21 protein-coding genes and 2 pseudogenes are annotated in these 23,497 nt (G+C 41.9%); 4 read left to right on the top strand and 19 right to left on the bottom strand.

The window, feature by feature from the left end; all coding sequences use genetic code 11:
- Positions 1-92 precede the first annotated feature (92 nt).
- From ACX27_RS24450 to ACX27_RS24400, 11 genes and pseudogenes are all read right to left on the bottom strand, one after another.
- Complete coding sequence (locus ACX27_RS24450) at positions 93-1,505, bottom strand: hypothetical protein (RefSeq protein ID WP_062296250.1); 1,413 nt, start codon at positions 1,503-1,505, stop codon at positions 93-95.
- A gap of 6 nt (positions 1,506-1,511) precedes the next feature.
- Positions 1,512-2,336, bottom strand: coding sequence for a hypothetical protein (locus tag ACX27_RS24445; RefSeq protein WP_062296247.1), 825 nt, complete (start codon positions 2,334-2,336; stop codon positions 1,512-1,514).
- Complete coding sequence (locus tag ACX27_RS24440) at positions 2,333-4,162, bottom strand: TrbI/VirB10 family protein (protein WP_062296245.1); 1,830 nt, start codon at positions 4,160-4,162, stop codon at positions 2,333-2,335. Before ACX27_RS24440 ends, ACX27_RS24445 begins: the two co-directional genes overlap by 4 nt.
- A gap of 24 nt (positions 4,163-4,186) precedes the next feature.
- Positions 4,187-4,964, bottom strand: a pseudogene (locus ACX27_RS35500) (hypothetical protein).
- Positions 4,965-4,977: 13 nt separating this feature from the next.
- Positions 4,978-6,129, bottom strand: coding sequence for a hypothetical protein (locus ACX27_RS24430; protein ID WP_010993862.1), 1,152 nt, complete (start codon positions 6,127-6,129; stop codon positions 4,978-4,980).
- A 70-nt stretch (positions 6,130-6,199) separates the two neighbouring features.
- Positions 6,200-6,931 (bottom strand): hypothetical protein, encoded by a 732-nt coding sequence (locus ACX27_RS24425; RefSeq protein ID WP_062296242.1) that lies wholly within the window; start codon positions 6,929-6,931, stop codon positions 6,200-6,202.
- Between the two features lie 204 nt (positions 6,932-7,135).
- The gene (locus ACX27_RS24420; protein WP_062296240.1) at positions 7,136-9,964 is read right to left on the bottom strand and encodes a hypothetical protein; all 2,829 of its coding nucleotides are present in this window, start codon (positions 9,962-9,964) and stop codon (positions 7,136-7,138) included.
- A 42-nt stretch (positions 9,965-10,006) separates the two neighbouring features.
- Complete coding sequence (locus tag ACX27_RS24415) at positions 10,007-10,342, bottom strand: hypothetical protein (RefSeq protein ID WP_062296238.1); 336 nt, start codon at positions 10,340-10,342, stop codon at positions 10,007-10,009.
- 92 nt (positions 10,343-10,434) lie between these two features.
- Entirely contained in the window at positions 10,435-11,031 is a 597-nt protein-coding gene (locus ACX27_RS24410) for a hypothetical protein (RefSeq protein WP_062296236.1), read from the bottom strand.
- A gap of 373 nt (positions 11,032-11,404) precedes the next feature.
- The gene (locus ACX27_RS24405; RefSeq protein WP_062298543.1) at positions 11,405-11,971 is read right to left on the bottom strand and encodes a DUF192 domain-containing protein; all 567 of its coding nucleotides are present in this window, start codon (positions 11,969-11,971) and stop codon (positions 11,405-11,407) included.
- A 124-nt stretch (positions 11,972-12,095) separates the two neighbouring features.
- Positions 12,096-13,734: pseudogene (locus tag ACX27_RS24400) on the bottom strand (AAA family ATPase).
- 199 nt (positions 13,735-13,933) lie between these two features.
- Here ACX27_RS24400 and ACX27_RS24395 point away from each other — a divergent pair.
- A complete protein-coding gene (locus tag ACX27_RS24395; protein ID WP_062296234.1) occupies positions 13,934-14,512 on the top strand; it encodes a hypothetical protein in 579 nt (192 codons plus the stop codon).
- A 163-nt stretch (positions 14,513-14,675) separates the two neighbouring features.
- On the opposite strand, the gene ACX27_RS24390 is transcribed toward ACX27_RS24395, so the two are convergent.
- Positions 14,676-15,269: a TetR/AcrR family transcriptional regulator gene (locus ACX27_RS24390; RefSeq protein WP_062296232.1), complete on the bottom strand. Its 594-nt coding sequence runs from the start codon at positions 15,267-15,269 to the stop codon at positions 14,676-14,678.
- Between the two features lie 72 nt (positions 15,270-15,341).
- Here ACX27_RS24390 and ACX27_RS24385 point away from each other — a divergent pair, with 72 nt between their 5' ends.
- Complete coding sequence (locus ACX27_RS24385; protein ID WP_062296230.1) at positions 15,342-16,823, top strand: amidase; 1,482 nt, start codon at positions 15,342-15,344, stop codon at positions 16,821-16,823.
- A 184-nt stretch (positions 16,824-17,007) separates the two neighbouring features.
- On the opposite strand, the gene ACX27_RS24380 is transcribed toward ACX27_RS24385, so the two are convergent.
- Positions 17,008-17,568 carry a carboxymuconolactone decarboxylase family protein gene (locus tag ACX27_RS24380; RefSeq protein ID WP_062296229.1) on the bottom strand — a complete coding sequence of 187 codons (561 nt, stop codon included), beginning with the start codon at positions 17,566-17,568 and terminating at the stop codon, positions 17,008-17,010.
- 99 nt (positions 17,569-17,667) lie between these two features.
- On the opposite strand from ACX27_RS24380, the gene ACX27_RS24375 reads away from it, so the two are divergent.
- Positions 17,668-18,240, top strand: coding sequence for a TetR/AcrR family transcriptional regulator (locus ACX27_RS24375; RefSeq protein WP_062296227.1), 573 nt, complete (start codon positions 17,668-17,670; stop codon positions 18,238-18,240).
- A 129-nt stretch (positions 18,241-18,369) separates the two neighbouring features.
- On the opposite strand, the gene ACX27_RS24370 is transcribed toward ACX27_RS24375, so the two are convergent.
- Entirely contained in the window at positions 18,370-19,092 is a 723-nt protein-coding gene (locus ACX27_RS24370) for a LuxR C-terminal-related transcriptional regulator (RefSeq protein WP_062296225.1), read from the bottom strand.
- 88 nt (positions 19,093-19,180) lie between these two features.
- Here ACX27_RS24370 and ACX27_RS24365 point away from each other — a divergent pair, with 88 nt between their 5' ends.
- Complete coding sequence (locus tag ACX27_RS24365) at positions 19,181-19,861, top strand: DJ-1/PfpI family protein (RefSeq protein WP_062296221.1); 681 nt, start codon at positions 19,181-19,183, stop codon at positions 19,859-19,861.
- 105 nt (positions 19,862-19,966) lie between these two features.
- Here ACX27_RS24365 and ACX27_RS24360 read toward each other — a convergent pair whose 3' ends face one another.
- From ACX27_RS24360 to ACX27_RS31220, 5 genes are all read right to left on the bottom strand, one after another.
- Positions 19,967-20,209: an A1S_2505 family phage non-structural protein gene (locus ACX27_RS24360; RefSeq protein WP_062296220.1), complete on the bottom strand. Its 243-nt coding sequence runs from the start codon at positions 20,207-20,209 to the stop codon at positions 19,967-19,969.
- Between the two features lie 260 nt (positions 20,210-20,469).
- A complete protein-coding gene (locus ACX27_RS24355; protein WP_062296218.1) occupies positions 20,470-20,838 on the bottom strand; it encodes a hypothetical protein in 369 nt (122 codons plus the stop codon).
- Positions 20,839-21,021: 183 nt separating this feature from the next.
- On the bottom strand, positions 21,022-21,471 hold the full coding sequence (locus tag ACX27_RS24350; RefSeq protein WP_062296216.1) for a hypothetical protein: 450 nt from the start codon (positions 21,469-21,471) through the stop codon (positions 21,022-21,024).
- 425 nt (positions 21,472-21,896) lie between these two features.
- Complete coding sequence (locus ACX27_RS24340; protein ID WP_062296212.1) at positions 21,897-22,499, bottom strand: siphovirus Gp157 family protein; 603 nt, start codon at positions 22,497-22,499, stop codon at positions 21,897-21,899.
- A gap of 398 nt (positions 22,500-22,897) precedes the next feature.
- Entirely contained in the window at positions 22,898-23,197 is a 300-nt protein-coding gene (locus tag ACX27_RS31220) for an HNH endonuclease (RefSeq protein ID WP_071524687.1), read from the bottom strand.
- Between the last annotated feature and the right edge of the window lie 300 nt (positions 23,198-23,497).

The following is a 23,497-nucleotide window of genomic DNA, read 5'->3' as shown; positions in this document are numbered from 1 at the left end:
AAGTTGCATATTTCTCCGTTATTTGTGTAGAGTGTCCTCTCCAAGTCAAAAGTAAAAGAGGATAAATTCTTCTGTGATTGCCTTTTTACTTGTTAATTTTTAGGTACGGTGAGAGGCGTACCAAGGATAATTGGGTCTATCTCGCGGTAGGTGAAGAAGGGAACTGGGCCAATGAAATAGGGCGAGCAGCCCAAGTCAACCCATCCCCGCTTGCAGATACGGAAGAACATCGCGGTGGTGATACTGCCGTCCGCTTCGTTAATATCCCAGATGACTTGTTTAAATGATTTCCCAAAGGGGTGGCGACCTGTGGGTTCTTTTCCACCGTTGAGGCTGCCCAAGATGCCAAATCCGCCTTTAACTTTTTGGTCTTTACCGGACATCCATTGTGCGCCAGTCACAATATCGCTACCCGAAACTTCGATGTGACCACACGTTTTCTCGCACGGGACATTAAACCCAGCTTGATAGCTACCACTTATTGACTTCCAACGTCCGCTTTCAAGCGAACCGAGGGGTAAGTCTACTTTGCCGATAAAGCTCACATCGGGGATGGGAACACTGGGGAACCGATCAAACGGTACATCAGCCAATCCCGGAACCTTACCAATTGTTGTGTTTTGCCAGTTAGTAAAGTCCTTTAGCTGTGCATTCTCAATACCAGGGATGCTGGTTAGTTTATATTTATCGAGTTTGACATACTCACCAAGTTCCACTTCTCCCAGTTGGGGATAATTATCCAGCACTTCACCAACAGTTTGGTAGCTTGCGGTGCTGCCTGTAACTTTGGTTACTAGTTCTTGAATTGGTGGGATGGCTGCGATTTCTGAATCTTCTAAATTAGGAATTGCTTCGGCGAGGTCTTCGAGTGTTTGCCAATCGAGTGTTTCAAAATCTGACAGTTTGAAATTTTTAAGTTGAATGCCCGTGATTTCGGCGATATCTTCAAGCGTGAAATCTTCAATATTGAACTCGGTTGCTTCAAAATCACCCAGTTCCATAACTTCAGCAAGGCTTTGCCCAGCACTCCAGCTGCGTGTCTCCTTCATACCAGGGTTTTTGATATTAGGGAATTCAACGCTGCCAGCACCGCCAAATTTCATGTTTCTAAACGTGATACTGCTCCAATCCGGAGTAGGTGCGCCATTGACGTATTTAGTTGCAACCGGCTGTGGCTGTTTGGTTTGTTTTGTCTTATCTATCGAAGTGTTCAAATTTGAATACTTCGATGAAACTGTTTGAGCTACCGCTTTTTCGCCGAATAAGAGACTGCCGATATTATAGCTACCTCCATATCGAATTAATCCGTGTAGGGCAAGCCCAGCAATAAGTCCTGCAACCATTAGGTAGCGTAATTTATTAAATTTTTCCATCCGATACTCAAGCCCTCGATTGGTTTTGTTGTGAGTAGTTTCCTGGCTTGCAGCTCTCACTGGTACGATCGCAGTTACCTCTGGTGTAGTATCTAAAATTTGGTTGTTAGCGGTCAGATGTTCGTTATACATCACTATTTATCTAAAACTTGTTTTACCTGGATTTGTTGTTGTGAGAGGGTTATTGCGCTGTGGTGGTATTTCTAACAAGCGCTTTCCACCCAGTAGCATGAGTTTTTCAACCAATTGCATTGATACTCCGGTGGTGCTGGCGGCGACGACAAGTTCTTCTCCTTGCGATCGCAACTCCACAAGTTGGTTCAGACGCTTCCAGAGCTTGCTGTCTGTCGTAACCCACTGGTTTTTTAGAGCAACTTGCATTCCTTTAGCGATATGTCTGCTATCAGATAATGCGGTATAACTAACCTTTGGTTTTACTTCTTCAGGTTTGCTGGGAGTGTCGCCAATAATTTCAATTTGGCTGTACTCTGGTGTGCCACTGCCCGCTACAATCCGGAAGTGATAGCTTTTCCTTGTTGAGCCAGATTCGGTAATCACCGTCATGTGCGCCCCGTAAGGAGCTGGTGGTAAACCGGGGATTTTGACTGTCTCAATGCGGCGAATGTGAATTAGTCCAGCACCCGTGCTGCTTCCAGAACACTTACTCAAGCCCTCAAGACATCCGTCTACATCAAAAACAAACCTAGATGGGTCATCCAACCAGATTTTCTTGATGATTTCTCTGGTGTTGTAGAACGATATTGATACCCCATGTCCAGGCCAGACCTTAACTGTCTGCAATTGGGCATTTTCTCCTGACACCTGGGACGCTGCAACTTGACGGATAGTACTTGCTAGTACAAGTTGGTTTGGTGCAAGCACGGAGGCGATGGTGAGGCACCCGCTAAAGGCGATCGCCCAAGGCATCCTTAAACTAAAATCGGCTATATCTCTTAGTTTCACAGCTTGATTGACCTATCGACTTTGATTGTGATTTTGGTGTCTTTAGGCACATACCAAACATTGGGACGGCGGTTGATTTCGTCAGTAGCACGTTCTGTCCGCTTGCTGATTGTTTCGCCAAGTTTGCCAAAAGCACCTTCAAGGAAAGCAGCTCCCAGGTTCTGGTTGTTATTGCGGCTGCGGGTTCTTGTCCCACCTAAAGGCAAATCTTCTGTGACTTCTTCATCCGGCTGGTTAATAATTTCCCCTACCTTGGCAAGACCAGCTATTGTCCCTAATGTGGCATCATATTTGGCAATTTCAGATCCCTTGTCGTCGTAAGGTCTGGCGATTAGGGGTGAACCCGCCTCTCCCAAAACTGATATCGTTCCAGGTGATAGAGGATATTCTGTGCCGTCTTTGAGGATGGCCGCGACTTCGGCACGCACACCTGATGTGCTATCAACCGAAATCATAGCGATAGTTACCTGTGTTCCTGCGGGAATGGCTATTTCGCCAGTATTGCTATAAAGCGGCTCGTCCAACCGGGCGACAAACCGTAATGTATTTGTCTGTTCTTGGGAACGAGCGTTATTACTGGTTTGGGGCATAACGAGCGGAGTTACCAGGGTTGCACTTGCAAACGAACCGACAACTAGATACTGCGGTTGTGTTTCTTGGAGTATCTGCGCTTCTTCTGGCAGGTAGTTATTTGCAACTTGTTCGATTTGCTGAGTGGAGTTGTTTTCTTTATTACTAGAAAAACTGGATTCTACGGTCTTTTCTTTGTCAAGTTCTGAACTGGTTTGTGGTTCTTTTACCGAGAAGCTATAAATAACTGGCACGGCTTGATTGTTATCTTTGTCATCAGTATTGCTATACTCAGGAGTACTGTTGTTTGTGGTTACAGGTTGCCAACGCGGGCGCAGTTCTTCAACTTGATTAGGGGTATTGGTAACTGTTTCGGTATTCTCGCTGCGTCGGCTACGGCGACGACGGGAGCGATCGCTATTTTGTTCTGCTGGGCGTAATGTTTCTTCAGTTTTAGCTGTAACTTCTAGTACTGTTGTGTTTGTAGGTTCACTGACAGTGGTACTGGCTAGCATATACTCAACTCGACCAACTGAACCCAGGTTACGCAGGCGTTCGAGTTCAGCTATTGGGTCTTTGGCGACACTCTGGTTGCTAGCAATTGTTTGTTTGGCAAATTTTGGCAGAGGAGCACTAGGACGCAGGGGTGGTATTGGCTGTGAAGCCACTACTCTACGTGTTGGTCTAACAGGTTCGGGTGTTTCTTCTCGGTATACACGTCTTCTGGAAGTAGGGCGAGTTTGTTGAGCAACTACCCTTTGTTGTCGAATAGAACGGGTTTTCTCTTGGTTTTTGGCTTGTTGTTCTTCAGTAGCTTCTTTTTTCTCCTCTTTGTCTCCCGTGTTAGCTTTACCATTTAGGGCATCAAGTTCTTCCTGTTGCTTGGCGAGGGCAAGCTTGGCATAAACATCGCCTTCTTTTTTCTCAGATGCGCTAACCGTGGGAGTTGGAGTAGTAGTTAATTCTGGTTTTTTGGCATTTTTACTACCCCCATTCATCATGCCGTTGAGGACAACAAATATAACTATAAACCCAGCACCAAATGCACCACCAATAATTCCTAACCTTGACCAGGGAGATGTAACAAAGTCGTGTTTAGTTTGGATTAACGCAGGGTCTTCTACTTCAGTTTCATCTTCTTCAACCACCTCAAATTGTGAATTTTCAACTTCATCTTCTTCTGTACTATCGATTGGTAAAAGACTATTGACGGAAGTTATATGTTTATTGGGGGCCTCATTCTCTAGCTGTAACATAGTTCTATGCTTGATTAATGATTTTTATTTCTTGCCGAGGTTATAATCAACAATTTGAGTAATTTCTAAACCTGGTTCTCGTACTAAATAAATTTTCTTATCGAGTTCAGTTGGCTTATTTGGTAATTTGGGAGTATCGACAGCTTCGACAGTAATTGTTTTGTTAAAGGCGATTCCTTTGCCTTGGTTTTCGTTCCTATTAAAGCTTACGAGCGTAGCAATATAATCAACTTCCCACTGTCCATCCTTAATTTTTCTGGGTTCAGAGATATGGCGAGTTACAAGTGAAACTTGAACTTCACCGTTAAATACACCACTTGGAACGATTTCTGCTAATTTCTTAAGAAAGTTTGCCCGGAAATCTTGATTTTCAGATAGTGCAAATGCAGCTTCCCAAGCTCTAGTGGGAATTTTTTTTTCTACTATTTTTTGTTGTTTGAATATCTATTCCCCTATCAGGTTTAGTGACATTTTCACCATTCTCTGTTGCTTCGATTATTCCGTTCCAACCGAACATTTTAATCATGCTATCTGAGATAAAGCGTTTGATAGTTTCGGCTTCGCGTTCGTTGGGAGCAGCAAATTTACCAGGTGAAATAGACCCATCTTGGAGTTGCACTATCGTCATGCCTTTGACATGATGATTTGTGCTAGCACTCATGCCAATATTTATTATTTGCAATAGGGTAGATAAAATAGTTCCTCCTGCTGTTACGGCGATCGCCATTGCAATAGGTGTGGAGGTAGATTGACCATAACTGAGGAGCCGAGCTGGTTGAGATTTAGACTTAGGTTTAAGCATAATTATTTGTTAATTACTTTTTAACTTTGATTTTGGAACTAACAAATTTGGTGGCGTTAACAGCAACCGTAGCAGTTGTACTTGCTCCACCTGTAGCGATTCCTGCTGCAATTTCAGAGCCAAATGCTACTGTTTTACCTAATCCTGTCCAAACAGCTATTCCACCACCTGCGGCTAATGCAGATGCCAGGATAGGAGAAACTAACCCAACAAAAAGCAGAAATATCATCGGTTGATTTTGTTCGGAATTAGCGATAAGTTGTCCGCACAAACCAATAATCATGTTGAAGCAGAGTTTCGCCATTCCAACGGTGAAATAACCAGTTAGCCAAGCGAAAATAGGTTTTGCGCCAAAGGGAAGTAGCGAACCGCCTATTGCCAACGGGCCAAGTAGGGCAGTTAAAAGCATCGTGAATTCGATACCCCATTGGTAAGCGTTATTGAGGGCGAGGAGGATAACTGCGACAAATCCAGTAATCATTGAACCGATTGTACTGGTGATAGTATTACCAATCTTTTCGGCGATTTGACCAGGGGAGAGATTTTCGAGCGCGTCTTTGGCATCAGATAAAGCCTGAAGTGGGTTAAATTCCCAACTACCGCTATCGGGGGCTTCTCCTTTAAATAAATCGGGCGCAGAGGTTTTAAGTTCTGCTTCTGCTTGTTGCAAGCAGGTGATTGAATCTTGCGTGTTACCAGGGATGGAGCGGCATCTTTCCATTGCCGCTCCTACTTGCTGCTGGAGGGCAATATTGCCGACTGCGCGGTTGAATGCTACTTCTAGGTTGGCTCCGGCAGCAGTAAATTCCAGGATGTCATTATTAACAGTATTAATGTATCCCCGGATGGCGAGTGTTCCACTTCTGAGTAAAGTGCCATTATTAGCTAATAGTCCGATAACCAGAATGGGCCATATCCAACTGGAGAGGGCTTTCATATCTTCTTGATTTATCCAGTTTTTGCCTAACTCAACCATAAAAAGGGTGAGTGTGGCGATCGCAAAAAACTGACCAACTTTGCACATCGAGCCGTACAAATTGCCGTTGAGGGTTTCCTGCCAAAGTTCATTGAAACCTTCTGCTACTAATTGCGCTCCAGCTGACGCATTTTCTAAAATGTCTTGCCCGAAGAATGGGTCGGTTGCAATTACAAGATGTTCTAACATGGTCTGTATTATGTACCTGATAGAGAATTGGTCATCTCAATTGCAGAGATGACCAACTAATTAGGGTGAATTATTCACCGGCGGTAGTTTTGAGACTGCTAAACCCACTGATTTCGATATACTGGGCGCTGATACCGTCCATCATCAGGTTTTGACGGCGGCGATCGCTTGCCCCTTGTTCAGCAAGTTGAGATAGCATTAGGTTAGTTTGCTGGGCATCGTGCCGTGTTTGCAGTCCGTCAATGCGAGATTGACCCAACATTGAGACAATTTGCGAGTTTTGGGCAGCAATGACCTTGAGGATGTTTTGTGAAGCATCCATTGGTTGTGCAGATTCTGCGAGTTCTTTGGCCTCAGCTACAGTTTGTTCAGTTGCTTCTATCTCATTTTTGGTACGTTCCTGACCGACTTCCCCTAAGACGCTGGCGATCGTGGCGCGGGTGGTTTCTCTCTCCAGTTCGTTAGCTGCACTGACCGCAGCTTCAACTGTGTTGCTTTCATTCCAGTTACCCTTGCTCTTGAGTTGCTCTTTGAGCTTTTCGGCTGAGTTTACTGGATCTGGCATATCCATACTGCCAGTCTGAATAGCAGTTTTAGCTTCGCTTTTCATCCCACCCCATTTATTAGTTCCTGAAGTGAGTTCCTTTTTGGTTTCCTCAAAATAGCTGTTGAATTTCCCTAAAACCTTGAAGAAATCGTCAATTGAAAAGGCATAGCTAGGTGCTGTGCCGAGTAAAGTAACCAGACCAATTATTGACCCGATTATTACTCCTTTCTTAGTAAACTTGAATTTTGGTTTCATACTTTTCGTGGATAAAATAATCAATGTGGCAATTAAAGTTAAGCCACTTGTTTATGAGTTATTAGACCTCTTGCAAAAGTCCTTCTTTGCGTTCTCTTCTCTGCGCCTCTGCGCCTCTGCGTGAGATAAAAAATTATTTATGCAAGAGGTCTATTGATTCTTATTTTTATAAATCCAGATTACTCTTAGCTTTTCTTCTATAATTTATGCTGACTTTAATTGCTGATTTTTATTGTTATCCAGTAATTGTTGTGCTTCTTGGCTTAACTCATCTCCCCGAAGCATTTGTATGTAACTTTCTGTAAATTTCACCATACCCAGCATTGGATTATCGACATATTTATTGAGAAATAGAGTGCGTAATTCTTGCTCATTCGGGTTATTTGCTACTGCTGCAAGTAAGCAATAAGCAGGATAATATCTACAGAAAGTAAGTTTGCCATTGTCATCAAGTAACCACTGTGAATAAATACTTTCGCGTTTTGGGAAGAATGCTTCGGTACTATTACGCGAGATAATTTCATAAGGGTATTTAAACCTATTCACAAATGGGTCAACTGCCGATGTTTGAATCCGACCGATCAGGCGGGTTGTGATGTTAGCAAATATCTTGGCAGCAGACTTACTTTGGAAAATGCTTTCTGGTTCTTGGGCAGATAAAATTACACGTATACCTGCTTTCGCCCCATTAGCGCAGAGTCTACCAATTAGCTCGGCTATGCTCTCAAAATTGAATAAAATTGGTGCTTCGTCTAAGAAAAATATGGATACTTTAGATGATAAAGCTCTACGTAAAGCTGCTGAATAGGCACTCAGGGCAAGGACTGCGGCATCGGCTTCACTCCCAAGCGATCGCAGTGCGAATACAAGCAATCGAGCATCAGTTCTAAAGCTAGATGGATTGGCGATTGATTGCCCAACTCGTGAATTTAGCCAAAACTTTAATCGCAATCTGATTTGGTCAAGGGCATCGAGAATTTCTTTACTATTATTGGTGATGGAATCGAGCTTGATAAATCCAGGCGAACAATAATTATAGAAATCTTTAAGTGTGGGAATATCTGCCCATTCAGGTGTTCCCAATCCATTTTCTAATGCTAGCTTGTACCGAAGTTTGATATCTTCATCGTTGTAAAAAGTTTCAATTGTGATTGTAATGATACTTTCAATATTTGATACTGTTGTCGGACTTACCCCTACGGGATTTGTCCCTAACACCATAATCATTAATGTGGATTTCAAAAATTCCTTGAAATCGGTCATTCTTTCCTTAATAACTTCAGGCTCATACCCCCTTAAATCAGGTAATTCAAATAGATTGTTAGACTCTTTACTAATATCGAAATATGCCCCTTCCTCTCCCATAAATTTGGTGTAGTCAGTAAACGTGCTAGTACCATCGGGTTTGGGATAATCAAGTGCAATTACGGGAATGTTTTGAGCCAAGGCAGGTGTTAATAGACCTGCTACTAATACAGATTTACCCGCACGGGTAGTACCAAAAATGGCGAGATTTTTGTGCTGCTTGTACAAGTCAAGATGTACTGGGGTTCCTCCCTCTTCAGCAATTAGCTCAAACCCGGATTTATCTCCTGTAGCTGTTCTAACTATCGGCATGAGTCCGGGAACTTCTGATGAGAAATAAGGGAGGCGACGGTTAAAGGGTCTTGTAAGTAGGTTTTCCCAAACAACAGGTACACACTGTAACCATGTTTTCCAGGCATACTCGATTTCTCTCTCAACTACAGCAGGGCGTAAGAAGCAGCTAGAAAGGTATTGACAAGCTTCATCAAGTTTTTGACGACTATGACGATGGACACAAAAAACAACAGCAGTATGAATCGGGAGACTGCCTCTGAGGATAGTTTCTTGTGCCTTAACTGCCTCCTCAATGTTCATATTGGCTTTTACGTCAATTGACCCCTTCTCAGAAGACATGGCGCTGGAGGTAATTGACTGTTTGGTAATCCGTTGCAGAGCAGTTTTGGCGAGTCCCTGGTTGGCTTTAGATAGCTGGCAGATAATCTCAGTGTCCGAGATTTTTTCTTTGGATATTACCTCCCAGAGATATCGAAGCTGGGCGTATTCGTCTACCCAACCCTGGGGCTTTTCGCTGAACTGAAGAACGCCGATATACCTGTCTTGTAGTCTTACCCAGCTGCGATCGAGAAACGGGACAGATTTTTCATTCTCCAGCATCAGGTGGCGAATGTGGAAATCGCTAGTTTGAACTTCTCGAAGTCCCTTTTCATCTAATATGAGGGGATTGGGAACTTTGGGTGCATCGCTACGGTTAAACTGACTCCAAAGAATTGACCATACTTCCTCACTTGTGACTGCTCGTACTGCTAGCCCCATCGAGTTTGTCAAAAGTTGTTCCCAGCGTTGAAACCCAGAGGTAAAACTATCCCGTAAAATTGTTTCGATTCGTTCTTGCCGAACACCGTGAATTTGTCCAGTAAATTGGAACCAGGCATTTTGCAATTGTTTGATAGTTTTTTCAATTGCATCATTTGAGCGACTATCTTCAGAAGCCAGGACACTATAGGTACACCAGAAACGTAAAAACTTATTTTTACGAGTTCCTGCTTTAGTGAGTTCTCTTGCTCGCAGACGTTCCGATCGCACTAATAAAGTTAGTTGCTCTAGGTCGCATTTATCCTCTATCTTTTTTAGTTCCTGCTGCCGGAGAAAATCATCAGTGAACGAACCAAGATGAATTGTTAAGGTTTCGCGTTCCGGAAGTTCTTTGAGTCCGCCCTCAATATTTTCAAAAATCGGGAGAATCTGTTCTTCTGGTAAAGACGGGTGGACTCCTTGTACGTCGAAGCAGAACTTAATTTGAATATCTTCTTTTTTCTGGAGGATGAGTGCGCCGATATCTCTACGACCAGCAAGCGAGATACTTGCAATCCCGGCTAAATGAGTAATATCCTCAAACGGTGTCAGATTTTTGACAACACCTAATTGCTCGGTATCGAGGGATTTTTTACCAATTTTGTCCTTTGTTTTTGTTGAGGCGGTCGAACTCATAGCCTGTAGTTTCGTTCGGTGATATTTTTTACTGGAGCAGCTTTATCTGCGTTTTTTCAGCTGGTGCTTTTTCTGGGATTGAGGTTGTAGAGGATTAACGAGAGAAACAAAAGGTTTATAGCCACGGGTGATGCGGGGCGTGCCGACAAACTTACCGAAGAAGGCTTTGTTGGAACTTACCGTCCACCAAGTTGCCCATCCCCAAGCAGTTACAATTCCGGTTGCGAGCCAGGAAGCTTGCATAAAACCCTTAACTACCATGTAAGAGATGAGAGCGATCGCACTCCAGGGAACAATTTGGTCGGCGGGGAATGGCCCAAGGCGTGGCTGTTCTCCTAATACGCGGTTGACAGTACGAAATTCGCGTTCTCTGGCCATTATTACGAAAGACAAAAGTCAGTTTTTGAAATCTTAATGAGTGGCACTTGTGGAATTGTGCCACTGTGGTGGCTTTTTTGACGAGTGACGTATCAGCCTGTTACCAGTCCTGCAAGCAAGTCTCCGACTACAACTGTGAGGGCAACGATAATTGGTGTACGGGCGATCGTTTGCCAATCTTCGTCATTTCTGGCTGCTTGAACAACCCGGATCAGACCAATACCCAGGTAAATTAGGAACAAACCGCGCAGTACCGCAAATACGTATTTGATAATGTCTGCATTAACACCAGTAAAGTATTCTGTGAAAAAATCCTCTGCGTTTTGCATGAACTGGGCATTTGCAGGTGCAGTGGCAATGTCCAACATAAATACTACACCTACCAAGCAGAACAAGACAGTATAAATATTGATGCCATACTTGCGCTGCCATTTCTCAAAGTTGGAAAGTAGCAAGTTTGCTTCCTTGGGTAGTAACGCTACAATGCCAGTTCCAAACGCGAGTGATGCCATCACCATGTGGTGGAGTGAGATATCTGCAATTATCAAGCCAGTACCAACTGCCATTAGTCCGGCGATACTGGCGTTTTCTTTCCAGTTGCGACGGCGACGGCTGGTAGTAGAGTATCCGTATTCTTCGTAGGAAGGAATGCGATCGCTGCCAAAATCAGATTCGTAGTCTGTTCTCATAAAAAGATTATTTCAGAAATTAGTGGATGAAACTTTGTAGGGGTAATTAAGGCTGAATTACTGCTTTTTACCAAAGTTTTGATTGGAGTAAATATCTGCTCCAACTTCTCACTTGTGAAATTATTTTATGAGATTAATAACCGTGAAATCATCTAAAAAATTTTCTATTTTTAGATACTATGTTTTTCAGTAAATCATTCAGTAAAAACTCAGACAAATTTGCTTGACAAGTTCCAATAATTAAATCAGTGGTTGATTTCATAATGTTTGACCCCCGATATAAGCTATATCGGGGGTCAAACATTGATATATGAGGTAGCGTAATTACGGTTGTTTACCGCTAGGTTGTTGTGATGGATCAACTCTCCGTCAACTAATTCTGCGTTTTATTTGTATTGAAATCGAGTTGAAGTTTCTTGCCTACTTTGAGATTGAGGGTTTTGGTACTGTTAGCAGGTAATTCAATAACCTGATTAACAGGATAGATTGAATCGTACTTAGGACAGGTTTTGGTTTTGCAAGGGGGAGCTGCTTCTACGATTGATTTGATAACTCCATCTTGGAGGAATATCATATCTAAAGGAATATACGTATCCTTCATCCAAAGTTTAACTTTTTCAGGTTTGTTGAGGACAAATAACATTCCGTGATTTTCAGGAATCGAATTACGAAATTTTAGACCGTGGGCATATTCTTTTCTATCGTCTGCTAATTCGAGTTGAACTGTTTGATTGTTACTGGTAAAGGTTGCACCAATAGGTAAATACTGGGGCTGGCGAGTCCAAAAGTATAGCGGTAGGGGTGAGAGGGCAGCAGTAAAACCAGCAATTGGCCCAACAAATTTGATAAATTTGATGAATTTGTAAAATAGGCTTTTTTCTGAATTTTGTGATTGTTTAGTTTGAATGTTGGTTTGAGCAGTTTGTCTTGTAACTTCCATAGTTTTAGCTAAATAAGGTAGTAAAGTGGTTAGAAATGGCAAGCATTATGAACAGTTGAAATGTTTTGGTTACATTTGCTTTCGTCCAAACATGATGAAACTTTGAATTGATTTATGATGTGTGCTAGCTGAAAATCTCAATGTTGCCAACAGCAAACTTGCTTTCGTCTAGGGGACTACTAGGTAAAGCTTGTTGGTCAGCTTTGTTACGCATCGACTCGACTCTATCGGCTTCGCGGATGGCAAGCGGGTTAATCTGACGGCGTTCTTCTAGTAATGCCTCGATTGTTAGTTCAAGTGTGGAGAGTTGGCTTTCTGAGTAGGTATCTTCTGTTATGGTTTCGCAGAATATCGTACTAGCGGCGCGTTCTACAATTGTCTGGATTTCTGCACCTACACACCGATTGGTGGCTTTAAGAATTCTGCGCCACTGTTCTTCACTCCAAGGGTCGCCGCCATTGCGAAAGCGTTTGTCAAACCGGGCAGCGTGCAGTTTGAAGATACTATATCTTTCCCCATTATTGGGCAGGTCTACTTTAAATAAATAGTCAAACCGTCCAGCACGGGTGAGTTCGGGCGGCAGCCATTCCATACGGTTAACTGACGCAATGACCAGTACATCTGACGTGCGCTCTTGCATCCACGTCAACAGCTGACCAGCCAGCCGTTTGGCGAGGTCATCATCCCCGGCGAAGCCTTTATCAAAGTCGTCGAAGTACAAAATTACTTGGTTGAGCCTATCTGCCAGTCGCAACAAGCGTTTGAGTTTCATTTCTGCTTGGTTGCCAAAACTTCTAAAGTTGCCCCAATCGACCATGATGAGGGGAATACCCATATTCTGGGAACAGGCTTTTGCTGAGTGTGATTTTCCCGTCCCTGGTGGCCCCACAAGCATAATTCCCTTGGGTACGCGCAGATTGTATTGTTTAGCACGCGGCGTAAGCAATCGCTTGAACTTTTTGAATGACTGCTGCATGAGTTCTAACCCACCAAGTTGGACTTTTGGTGGAGGTAAGAATTCGATGTCATACAAGCGGTTGAGCAGTTGAATTTTTTTTTGCTAGTAGAAGCTTTGCTATCTCACTGGAATTTCCTAAGTCATGCTTTTTTCTAATATCGGTTAGGCAATAAATAATATCAGAAATATACAACCCAGCACTAGCGTTAGCAATTTCTAAATAGTCTTGTTCAGTATAAATTAAAGGAAATAAATTACTGCTAATTAAACTAGCAATTATTTCTTGTGTATCTGGTAATTCTTGACTCCAAAGGGGTATTTCTGCCGCTATCTCGCTTGCTATCTCGGCATTGGCTCCTAGTAATATGGTAGTCTTATCACTATTGTTTGTATGAAATTTTAGATTAACTAGCGACGACTTAATCCATTCTGATAAAAGAAGAAATTCAGTATCTTTAGTTATGCTTTCTTTTAACCAAGGAAAAATATTCTCAATGATTAGTACTCCAGTGCCAGAATAAACCCTCCAAAAATTGAGTACTTGAAAATAGTCTTCTGTATTTTGTTTGATGGAAGGTTTATAGTCCTCAAATTCTTGAAAAATAAGATTATTTTCGGTGCTGACGGCTAATTCTTTAATACTGTCCTCGCTTAAATTCCATATATAGACTTTTCTGCCTGCTTGCTGACAGGAAGTAGTAATACGAGTGAGGAAGCGGTGGCGTTCTTGGAGAGGGGATTCACAGGCGATGATTGGATAATTGTCCGCAAGCAGGTCTTCTAGATACTCAAAGCTAGACTTCATCTTAGTTGCTTGTAGCGTAATCAGAAGCAATCTTATCTAGAAGAGATGCTGTACGATAACTGATAATTTTCTAATTTATAAATCCAAAAAATTAGAAAAAAGTTGGTTTCTTTTCAGTATTTTGTTGATTGTGTAATGGTGTTATGAATTTAGATAATTGCCAAGAGTTCTGATTTTCCAAGTTTTTCGATTTTCAGTTATGGCCAAAACACCGGAATATCCAATCGTTGTTATTCCAGAGTTAGTTAAAGACAAAAAACAGTTTACCCCTTTAGTTTTTCCGTCTGGGCAAGGAGATGCACCAATTGGGGCAAGTGAGGAACTGTTTGAAAATGTTCTCAAACATTATTTTGGTGAAATTGTTTCTCCTCAGCAGATGATGCTTCCACTGGGGCATCGGCTACCATTTACGGCTGATTTTCTGTTGATTGAACCAAATACTGGCTTACACATAGATTTGGAGGTTGATGAACCTATCTCATTTGCAACTGGCAAGCCCACTCACTGTATCGGCGAGGATGACTATAGAAACAAGTGTTTTGTTGATGCAAACTGGCTGGTTATCCGGTTTGCAGAAGAACAAGTCTCATCTCAGCCAGAACGCTGCGCTCGATTTATTGCTGGTGCGATCGCCCAACTGACAGATAATAATACTTATCGCAAGAAGCTACTTCATGTAGAGAAAGTTACTCCTATGCGTCAGTGGTCTGCACGTCAAGCTTCCAAATTAAAAAAGAGTGATTACCGCCAAGGCTATCTTGTCCAAAGGAAGAACTAAGAGATAATTTGGTAAAAGCGATTAGCTTTAATCAGTTTTGAAATTTATTAGTGAGGGTTTTGTATTGACATAGTTGGTGGGGCGATCGCAAAGATCATCGAGTTGAGTTGTTAAGCTAGCCAGCAAAAACAATTCAATGTCAGTTCAACTCGGTCGTTATACATCATGAGTCAACTTTTTGAATATGTTGGATTGCAACTACTAACGCGTCTATCATCACCTCATAACTAGCATCAGTAGAACGTTCTAATGTCATTAATCCAGCCTGTTCGATCGTGATAAAACCAGTAATTGCTGCGTTAACCATTCGCATTGCATCAATTAATTTTGTTTCGCTGAGATTGTAGGATTGCAGCACACGTTTGAGGAAGCGGAAGACTTCTTGAATTAGTGGGGCAGTTTCTGGATCTTGCAGATTGAGTTGAAATTGGGTCATAACTCGATAGCGGTGGGGGTAAGAGCGCGCAAAGTCCCGCGTTGCACTTCCCCCTGCCCGTAGTAATGCTTGGGGATCTTCCAATCCGTTGGTTTGTTGACGAGACCATTCAATATATTGCTGCCAAATGGTGAGTGCAACTGCCCGTCGCAAAGCTACATTGCCATCTAGATGCTTGTAAATCGCAGGAGGCTTAATACCCAATTCCCTTGCAACCCGATTCACACCTAAAGCCGCTTCCCCTTCTTGATCGAGACAGGCGATCGCAGCATTAATTACATCCTGCTGCGTCAAGGACTTTTCTTTGACTGGACGACCCATAAAGAATTTAGTTAATGCAATTAACTAAAAGTGAATATAATTAACTTTATCAAGAACTACCTGTCTACGCCTATGAGTAGCCTGACGTTTGCTCCTGCCCATCAGCTGGCGCGAATGATTCGCAATCGCGAAGTTTCTGCCGTTGAAGTTCTCAATGCTTACTTGGCTCAAATCGCCAAACACAACTCGAAGTTGAATGCCATTTGCACGCTGGATGAGGAAAATGCTTATCTTAGGGCAAGGCTGGCTGATGAGGCTTTAGCTAAAGGCGAAAACTGGGGTGCTTTACATGGCGTTCCCATCACGATTAAAGACATTTTTGAAACCGCAGGGTTGTTGACCACCGCAGGCTACATTCCTCTCAAAGACTACGTACCTCAACAAGATGCCACCGTCGTTGCCAGACTTCGGACAGCAGGAGCAGTCATCCTGGGAAAAACAAACATGGCGGAACTGGCTGGCGATTACCAAAGTACGAATTCTCTGTTTCCACAAGTCAATAATCCTTGGAATCTTGACTACACTGCTGGCGGGAGTTCTGGGGGGAGTGCTGCGGCTGTGGCAGCAGGGTTATCGTCATTGGATTTAGGCAACGATATTGCGGGTTCAGTGCGTCAGCCTGCTCATTTCTGCGGTGTGTATGGTTTGAAGCCTACGGATCGCCGCATTTCTACAGCAGGGCAAATTCCAGAAGTGCCTGGAATGCCAGTGTGTCTTCGGCAAATGATGACAGTGGGTTGTTTTGCGCGATCGCTCGAAGATATCCGGCTGTGCTTCTCATTAATTGCAGGTTCTGATATTCGCCGTCCTGATGTGCCGCCAATTCCGCTTGATAATCCTTCTGGTAAGTCTTTACAGAATCTCAAAATTGCTTGGCTCGATGAATGGGTAGAGGTTCCTGTTGCGTCTGAAATTCGAGTGGCGATGAGTGCGATCGCACAAACCCTGACTCAAGCAGGTGTCCAAATTGAACGCTGGCTTCCTAAAAATTTTGACCTATCAAAAACACTGAACCTCTACGGGCGGATGGCTGCATACATCAACATTTACGCTCAACCCGTAGATCGATATAACTTGCGTCGCAGTTGGCAGCAGATTTTTCGCACCGCTACCCAAGGGGAAAAAGAACTCCGCAAATTGGGGGATTTTAGCCGCCTTCTACCAGACCTGTTGAACCCGCGTCTGAAAGGATATTTTGAGGTACTTACCGAGCGCGATCGCTTCACTACCCAAATGGATGAGGCATTAGAACCTTGGGATGCGTGGCTCACTCCTGTTGCTGCCACCCCTGCCTTTACCCATCGTCCTGCTTGGAGTGCTATTGAGATTGATGGCCGACCCTACCCTCATGCAGTGGCAAACGGAGCTTACACTATGCCATTTAATCTGAGTGGACATCCTGCGGTAGTGATTCCAATTGGACACACTCAGAATGGTCTACCGATTGGAATGCAAGTTGTTGGCAAACGGTGGCGTGAGATGGAGTTATTAGCGATCGCCCAGGAACTTGATAAAGTAATTAATGCTTTCCGAAGCCCGTTTGAAATTATTTAACTAAAAAGCGCAATCACATCTACGCAACAAATGTACACTACATTGGCTGCTGAAACTCTTGTCAATCAAGCTTTTGAGCAAGTAAGTTCAAAATTAAAAAAAACATTTTGTTGAGCGGCTGCCAATCATCTCGAACTCAGGACTAGAGAACTTTGACAGTCCGCACTCTCAAAATCTGCTCTGATTAAGAAACTGGCGCAGGTTTTGACCAAACGTAAGGTTGAAAAGCCTTATCTAAAGGAGTTTTAGCAATGTGGTTAGTGTAGTTGTGGATAATTTTTACAGCAATTCCTAAAATAACTTCCAAAACCTGCTGCTTCGTGTAACCTGCTGCTAGGAACTCTTCAATTTCTGGCTCACTCACCCAACCTCGCGCCTCAATCATCCGCTTAGTAAACAGCCGCAAGGCCTGTAAATTCTGATCTGCTAAAGGTTGCCCGTGACGCAGAGCTTCAATGTCTTCGGGAGTCATCCCAATCATTTTTGCTAAACCTGAATGAGCTGCCATGCAGTAGCGACAGTCATGTTCGTAATTAGCAGTCAGATAGATGACCTGTTGTTCGATAGGCGTAAAACTGGTTGTTTCAAATAAATCCCACAATGCCATGCCTCCCTTCAAGGTGGCGGGAGATTCCGCAAGAATCCCCTCTAGATTTGGAATCAAACCAAATGTCTCTTTAGCATGGAGCAGAGCTTTTTTCGAGGCTTCTTTTGCAGTTTCAATGGTATAAATCGTAAAATCCATTACTTTACTCCTCTTAATCACCTCCCAAGTAGACAAGATTGTCTACTGAGAACAGGTGCTAGTATATCTCTATGGAGACAAAGTTGTCTACCTAAATTTATGACTACTGAATCAAGTGCTGCACGTCAACAAATTTTAGAAACCGCTTCTCTCCTGTTTTATCAGAAGGGAATTCAACACGTAGGAATAAATGAAGTCATTGCCGCGTCTGGTGTAGCAAAAAGAACCCTTTACCGATGGTTTTCTTCCAAAGACCAACTAATTGAAGAAGTGATGAAATATCGTGCTGCTCAATGGTTACGTTGGTTTGAAAATGCAGTTGCAGATCGAGGAAACACTCCTAAAGAGCGTTTACTGGCAACCTTTGATGTTCTCCAGGGTTGGTACGCTTTGCCTGACTTTCGCGGTTGTCCATTTATCAATGCGGTCTTAGAAATTGCTGATGCTTCTCATCCAGCTCATCAAGTCTCAGTTCAGTTGAGAGAATGTATCCGCACTTACATCATGCAGCTAGCATCCCAAGCAGGTGTGCGTGACCCGGAATCGTTTTCACAGCAGTATTTGCTTTTAATTGGGGGAGCTAGTTTAATGGCAACGATTGAGGGAAATCCCATTGGAGCGCAATATGCCAGAAATGCTTTGTCTGTATTGATTGATGCTAGTGGTACTTAGACACAAAATCTAGAAAAATACTCTCACACTCAATATTTTTCCTAAATCGCTCATGCAAGTAGGGAATTTCTCAAGGATGCGATTGCCCCTCCAGGTGCGCGGAAGCGCAAGTGCTCTAAAGTCCAGTTGTTAATGGCACACCCTACTTAATTGCAGCCGTGCAACCATTTCCGCTCTTGCAGATACATCCAGCTTCCGAAAAATACGTTTTAAAGTCTGCTTGACCGTATTTTGACTAATCCATAACTCGGCGGCAATTTCTGCATTTGTCAGACCTTTGGCTACCAAAGCAGCCATTTGCAATTCTCGTGGTGTTAAAGAAATTTTCGGTTTGGGCACAAATAACTCGTGTTGGGAGCGTAAAAGTGCTAATTTGGCAGAAAGATGGGCGCAGATGGCACTCAATTGCAACAAGTCTTGCGTATTATATGCTGGATTTCCACTGGTGCGGGCAAATTGAACTGTACCAATTAACCTTCCTTCTCCAACAATCGGGCCAGTCATAATATGTTCGTGGTCATATATTTTGCCACAACCAATTTGATACAGTTCACTTTGCTTCCAAGTAGCTTCCGTGAAAATAATTTGTTCGTGGGCGGGTGCATGATGGCAAACAACATACTCCATCACTTTATCTAAAGCTGCACCAACCTTAGAGTAATAATCAATAAAACTATCTGGTAAGCCTTGGAGATGAATAGTACCTTGTTGTCCGGCCCAGTCATGTATATAAATACCCCAATGTTGACTGCCAAACAACTCTCCTGCTGCATCCATATAATGTCCACATAGTTGGTTCACTGATGAAGCATTTGTGACTTTTTGAATCAATGTTGGTAAAGTAACAGACATGAGCCAAAATGTACTCAACTGGGTAATTGGCAGCCAACATATTCAATTCTACGATAACTGTAATCATTACCGGGACTGGAATTGAAGTATGGAAACGATGCCTCAACATATAATTGGTTTAGTCATTTATCCTGATATGACCCAACTAGACATTACTGGGCCACATCAAGTGTTTGCATCTATGCCCAATACTCAAGTTTTGCTATTGTGGAAAACGCTCCAACCGATTGTGAGTAATGGCGGACTCACGATTTTACCGACTACTACCTTTGATGAATGTCCGCAACTTGATGTATTGTGTGTTCCTGGCGGTGTTTTTGGGGCTGTAGAAATGATGCAGGATGCCCAAATGTTAGCTTTTTTGCAAAAGCAAGCACAGTCCGCTAAGTATGTGACTGCTGTGTGTACTGGTTCTTTAATCTTGGCAGCTGCGGGATTACTCAAAGGATACCGTGCAGCTTGTCATTGGGCGTTTCAAGAGCAGCTAAGATTAATGGGTGTAGAAGTAAGTAACGAAAGAGTAGTAGTAGACAGTAACCGAATCACAGGTGGAGGCGTAACAGCAGGAATTGATTTTGCTTTAACTATCGCGGCTATGTTGTGTGGAGACTATACAGCCAAATTTATTGAGTTGATGTTGGAGTATAATCCAGCTCCTCCTTTTGGCGTTGGTTCCCCAGAAAAAGCCCCTTCTAGTTTGGTACAAGCTGTGTTAAAGGTTGCCAAACCTTTGATCGAAGCATCACATACAGCTAGCCATGTGACTTGAATGAAAAAATGGGCTTTTAGCTCACGTTATGGGGTTATGGGGTAGCCACCGAGATACCCGAATAAGATGAAATGCCTGCGGCGTATCGCTAAAGTGAAAGCTCCGCTAACGCGTAGCGTCTCGAAGAGAAGAGAGCGAAGCTATCGCTAAACAGGGCGTAGCCATCGCCCAGGATTGTCTTTGTCGTCCTTGGGGATTACCGTATTCTGCATTGCAGTACTGTCGCGCAAATAAAGCACTTCCAGCACCATGTCTTCCTTCTGTGTTACTGCCAAATACAAAAATCTGGTTTTCTGCTAATTTGATAACTCTATCAGGAATAATTTTGTAGGGATGATTATTTGACATTTGGTTCTTTTACCCAAAAGAAAAGATTGGGATATCTGTGGTTCAATTTTTTTTACTTCTGCTTGAGCAGCAGTTAGGTTATCCCATAATTCCATCTCCCCATAATCACCTCTTATCATTGCTTCTTGTCTAGAATTTGGATGATTGAAAATTAAGGGTGATGCGTCTTTACTAGAATTTTTTCTTCGCCAACAAATACAATACTTGTCCATTTTATATAAACTGATAATAAAAGTAATTACTATCAGTTTATATTTTTATTATGCTGACTGTTTCATCTGGCTTAGAGCTATTAACATTTCTTCTCGATTGAGATGTCGTTTCTTGCCTGTTTTAGATACTTGGATAGCGTAACTCCATTTTATTCCAGCTTGTGAGCATCTTTTCCTTAACTGTTGAACAGTGATATGTTTGTTTGTAGATACTTGATTTTTGTTGGATATCTGAAGTTTGGATTTATCAGTTAAGTTTTCAATTTTACTTACAGTGGGTTTTATCGATGTAGTGCAATTGCAGTGCTTTTCAAAAGCGATAGATATCTCTAGCAAGAATTGGAAAATGAAGAGAGTAGAAAATCCGTAAATAAGAATGTAGAGAAGCCCTGTTAGCATATACTGTGCTAATTCCATTGTTTTAACTCCTGTTGATATAACTAGTAACTGGTTATTTGATGAAGCGGTATACCAGCTTTCTATTGATATCAAAGCGTCAGCTTGTGTAAATTTACTCTGAAGTAAAGATCCGAGAATAAATCAATGGTGTAACAGTGATGAAATATATTGGGCTTGGTTTGCTTAGATAAAGATGTCACTTTACATATATCTAACAACTGTTCTAATATTATCAACTAACTGTATTATCATATTCCAAATAGCTTTCCAGCCAAGTATCATTCCCCAAAATCCGCTAACAAATAGACCAAGTACTGATTTAAGGAAGATAACTCCCCTGTAAGTTATCTCGACATTTGATTCGGCTTTGGCATAGATAACACCATCTCCAATTTTATTTTTCAAATTCCTCATTTCTTGTTCTTCTTCTCTAATCCTTCTTTCTTCTTGTACCTTCCAGCCCCAAGGGACAAATCCCAAAATAATCGAAATGGGAAGATAGAATGGCCAGTTATATATGTAGCCAAGAGAAGCATATATGATGAAAAAAGTTAGCCCCAAACCAGTACGCCAAACCAAACACCAAATAATAAATAAACTGTTGATAATAGCGTTACGGATAACTATACTTCGATTTTGATGATATGACATTTGAAGGTGGCTCCCGATAGCTAATATTTAATTTTTATTTATGGTGATTGCATACCTTAAGATTAAACTTAAGGCTAGTTTGAATTATCATCTTGATAGTTGGGAATTAGAAAATACATAATAAATTGCAATTTATTATTGCACTACACAAATAATGTTAAATTTACCAAACTATCATAACAATGTTTGTACTTAGCCAGGTATAGTTACTGTTGCTAAAATTGATATTTACTGTTTTACCGATTATATCTTCACTGATTTTAAATCTAAGCAAAGTTTTGATGATTTTTTTAATAAGTTTGAAATTGAGGTATAGGTTAAAAAAAATAAAAATGATTAAGATTTGACTCTTAACCATTTGATGATATATTTGTAAAATGATGGGATATACCTGTGTTTGATTTACATGGTTAAGGCGTATGCCATTAGTTGTGGTTTTTCTTGTTGCGCCCCTTAGTAGCTGATTGCACCTTAAACCGTACCTGTTTCCCAATAGTTATCTCAGCAACATCGCTAATATCTTTACCAGATTTATAGGCTTCAAGAATTGCCTTATTATTAGCTTGGTACTTAATAACTCTAAATTCATCAGGAAAATCTTGATCGTCTACCTCTACTAGTAAGTTAGCGACTTTGGGCGGGTTATCCCTGATTTCAATTACCCTTTCCTTACCAATATTTTTGTCACTGATTAATCCAATCTCGTGCAGATGGATCAGGGTACGCTTGATTTGTTCAAGTTGAGTTTTACGACGTGAGATTACCTGATCGTGGAGTTCGGCTACTCGCGCTTTTCTTTCTTCCCAGGTTTCAAGGTCAAGATTTAGCTGGTCAACTACCCAGGCGATCGCATCAATTTTGGTTTCGATACCATCTTGAACACCCATCAGTTCTTGTACGAGTTGTTCTACTTTACCTTCTTCGCCTAACTCGCTTGCTTCTTCTATCTGTGACCAGAGTTTAGCAGCATCTAAGCTTAACTCTTTGAGCGTGAGTTGATTGATTTCGCGTTCAATTGCTTGAGTCATGATTTACTTTTTGATATGAAAAGCCAGTAGCAGTTACCTATTTACCTGCTACTGCTTGTTGACTAGGAAGAGTTGATGCTTGAAGAGAAATTGAATCTAGTACCCGTACCGCAAGTGATAGTAATCTGACTTTTCTTGTGCTAATCCCGCTTCATAGTCGTAGTAATCCGCCTCGCTTATTAAGGTGCTTATTTGTTGAATTTGCTGGGCAGAGGTTACTAATTTTTTGTTAGCTTTTAGATTAGAATTAGTAGTAGTTTTCATGTCTATACAACTTCAATTTTTCAATGAAGTTATTGCGTCAGCAAATGTTGTGATATTGACTTAGAAAGATAATATTTATTTTTTACCTTTCTCATAACTATCTACTACTGATTTGTCTTTAACCACTGGCTTTTCTACCACAAAGATAGTTGTCCTGGTGATATGTTTCCCCGTCGTCGCGTATGGAACAGCAGATGACAAGCTGTGCATAAAGCCGCGAGATTCTCGACTCGATTATCTTCGGGCAGATAATTCCAATGGTGAACCACTAAAGTTTTAATACTGCGTTCTCTACGATTTAACCCATCTCTTTTATCAGTTGGGCGTAAGCATTGTATACCACAGCGCGTGCATTTCCAGTCGGATTTTGATTTAACCTCAAGTGCGATAGTATCCCAGTTTGAAGAATAGCGACTGCGGGTTTTGCTAGTCATTAATCAGTCCTTTTGGGTTACACAAAAATAATTTTGATTATATCGTTAATGTTTATCATAATATACTTAATTTTTTTATATTCAGTTTTGTTTATAAATTTATTTGCGTAGTTAAGGAACTCTTAAATTTTAAAAAAGGATAGATATGCACTGATTATTGTAATTGAATAATGCAGGTTACGCCAAAAAATAAAATATAAGTCTTTGATATTGGTATGGATTTCTAGCGGAGCAAGCTAATGATTGACGCACACAAAGTACCTATTACTCTTGCGGTTGCCCCTTTGATTAATTTGATTT

The organism is Nostoc piscinale CENA21 (assembly GCF_001298445.1).
Lineage (GTDB): Bacteria > Cyanobacteriota > Cyanobacteriia > Cyanobacteriales > Nostocaceae > Nostoc_B > Nostoc_B piscinale_A.
Note: the sequence above shows the minus strand (reverse complement) of the source record. Positions and strands in the feature narration are given on the sequence as shown.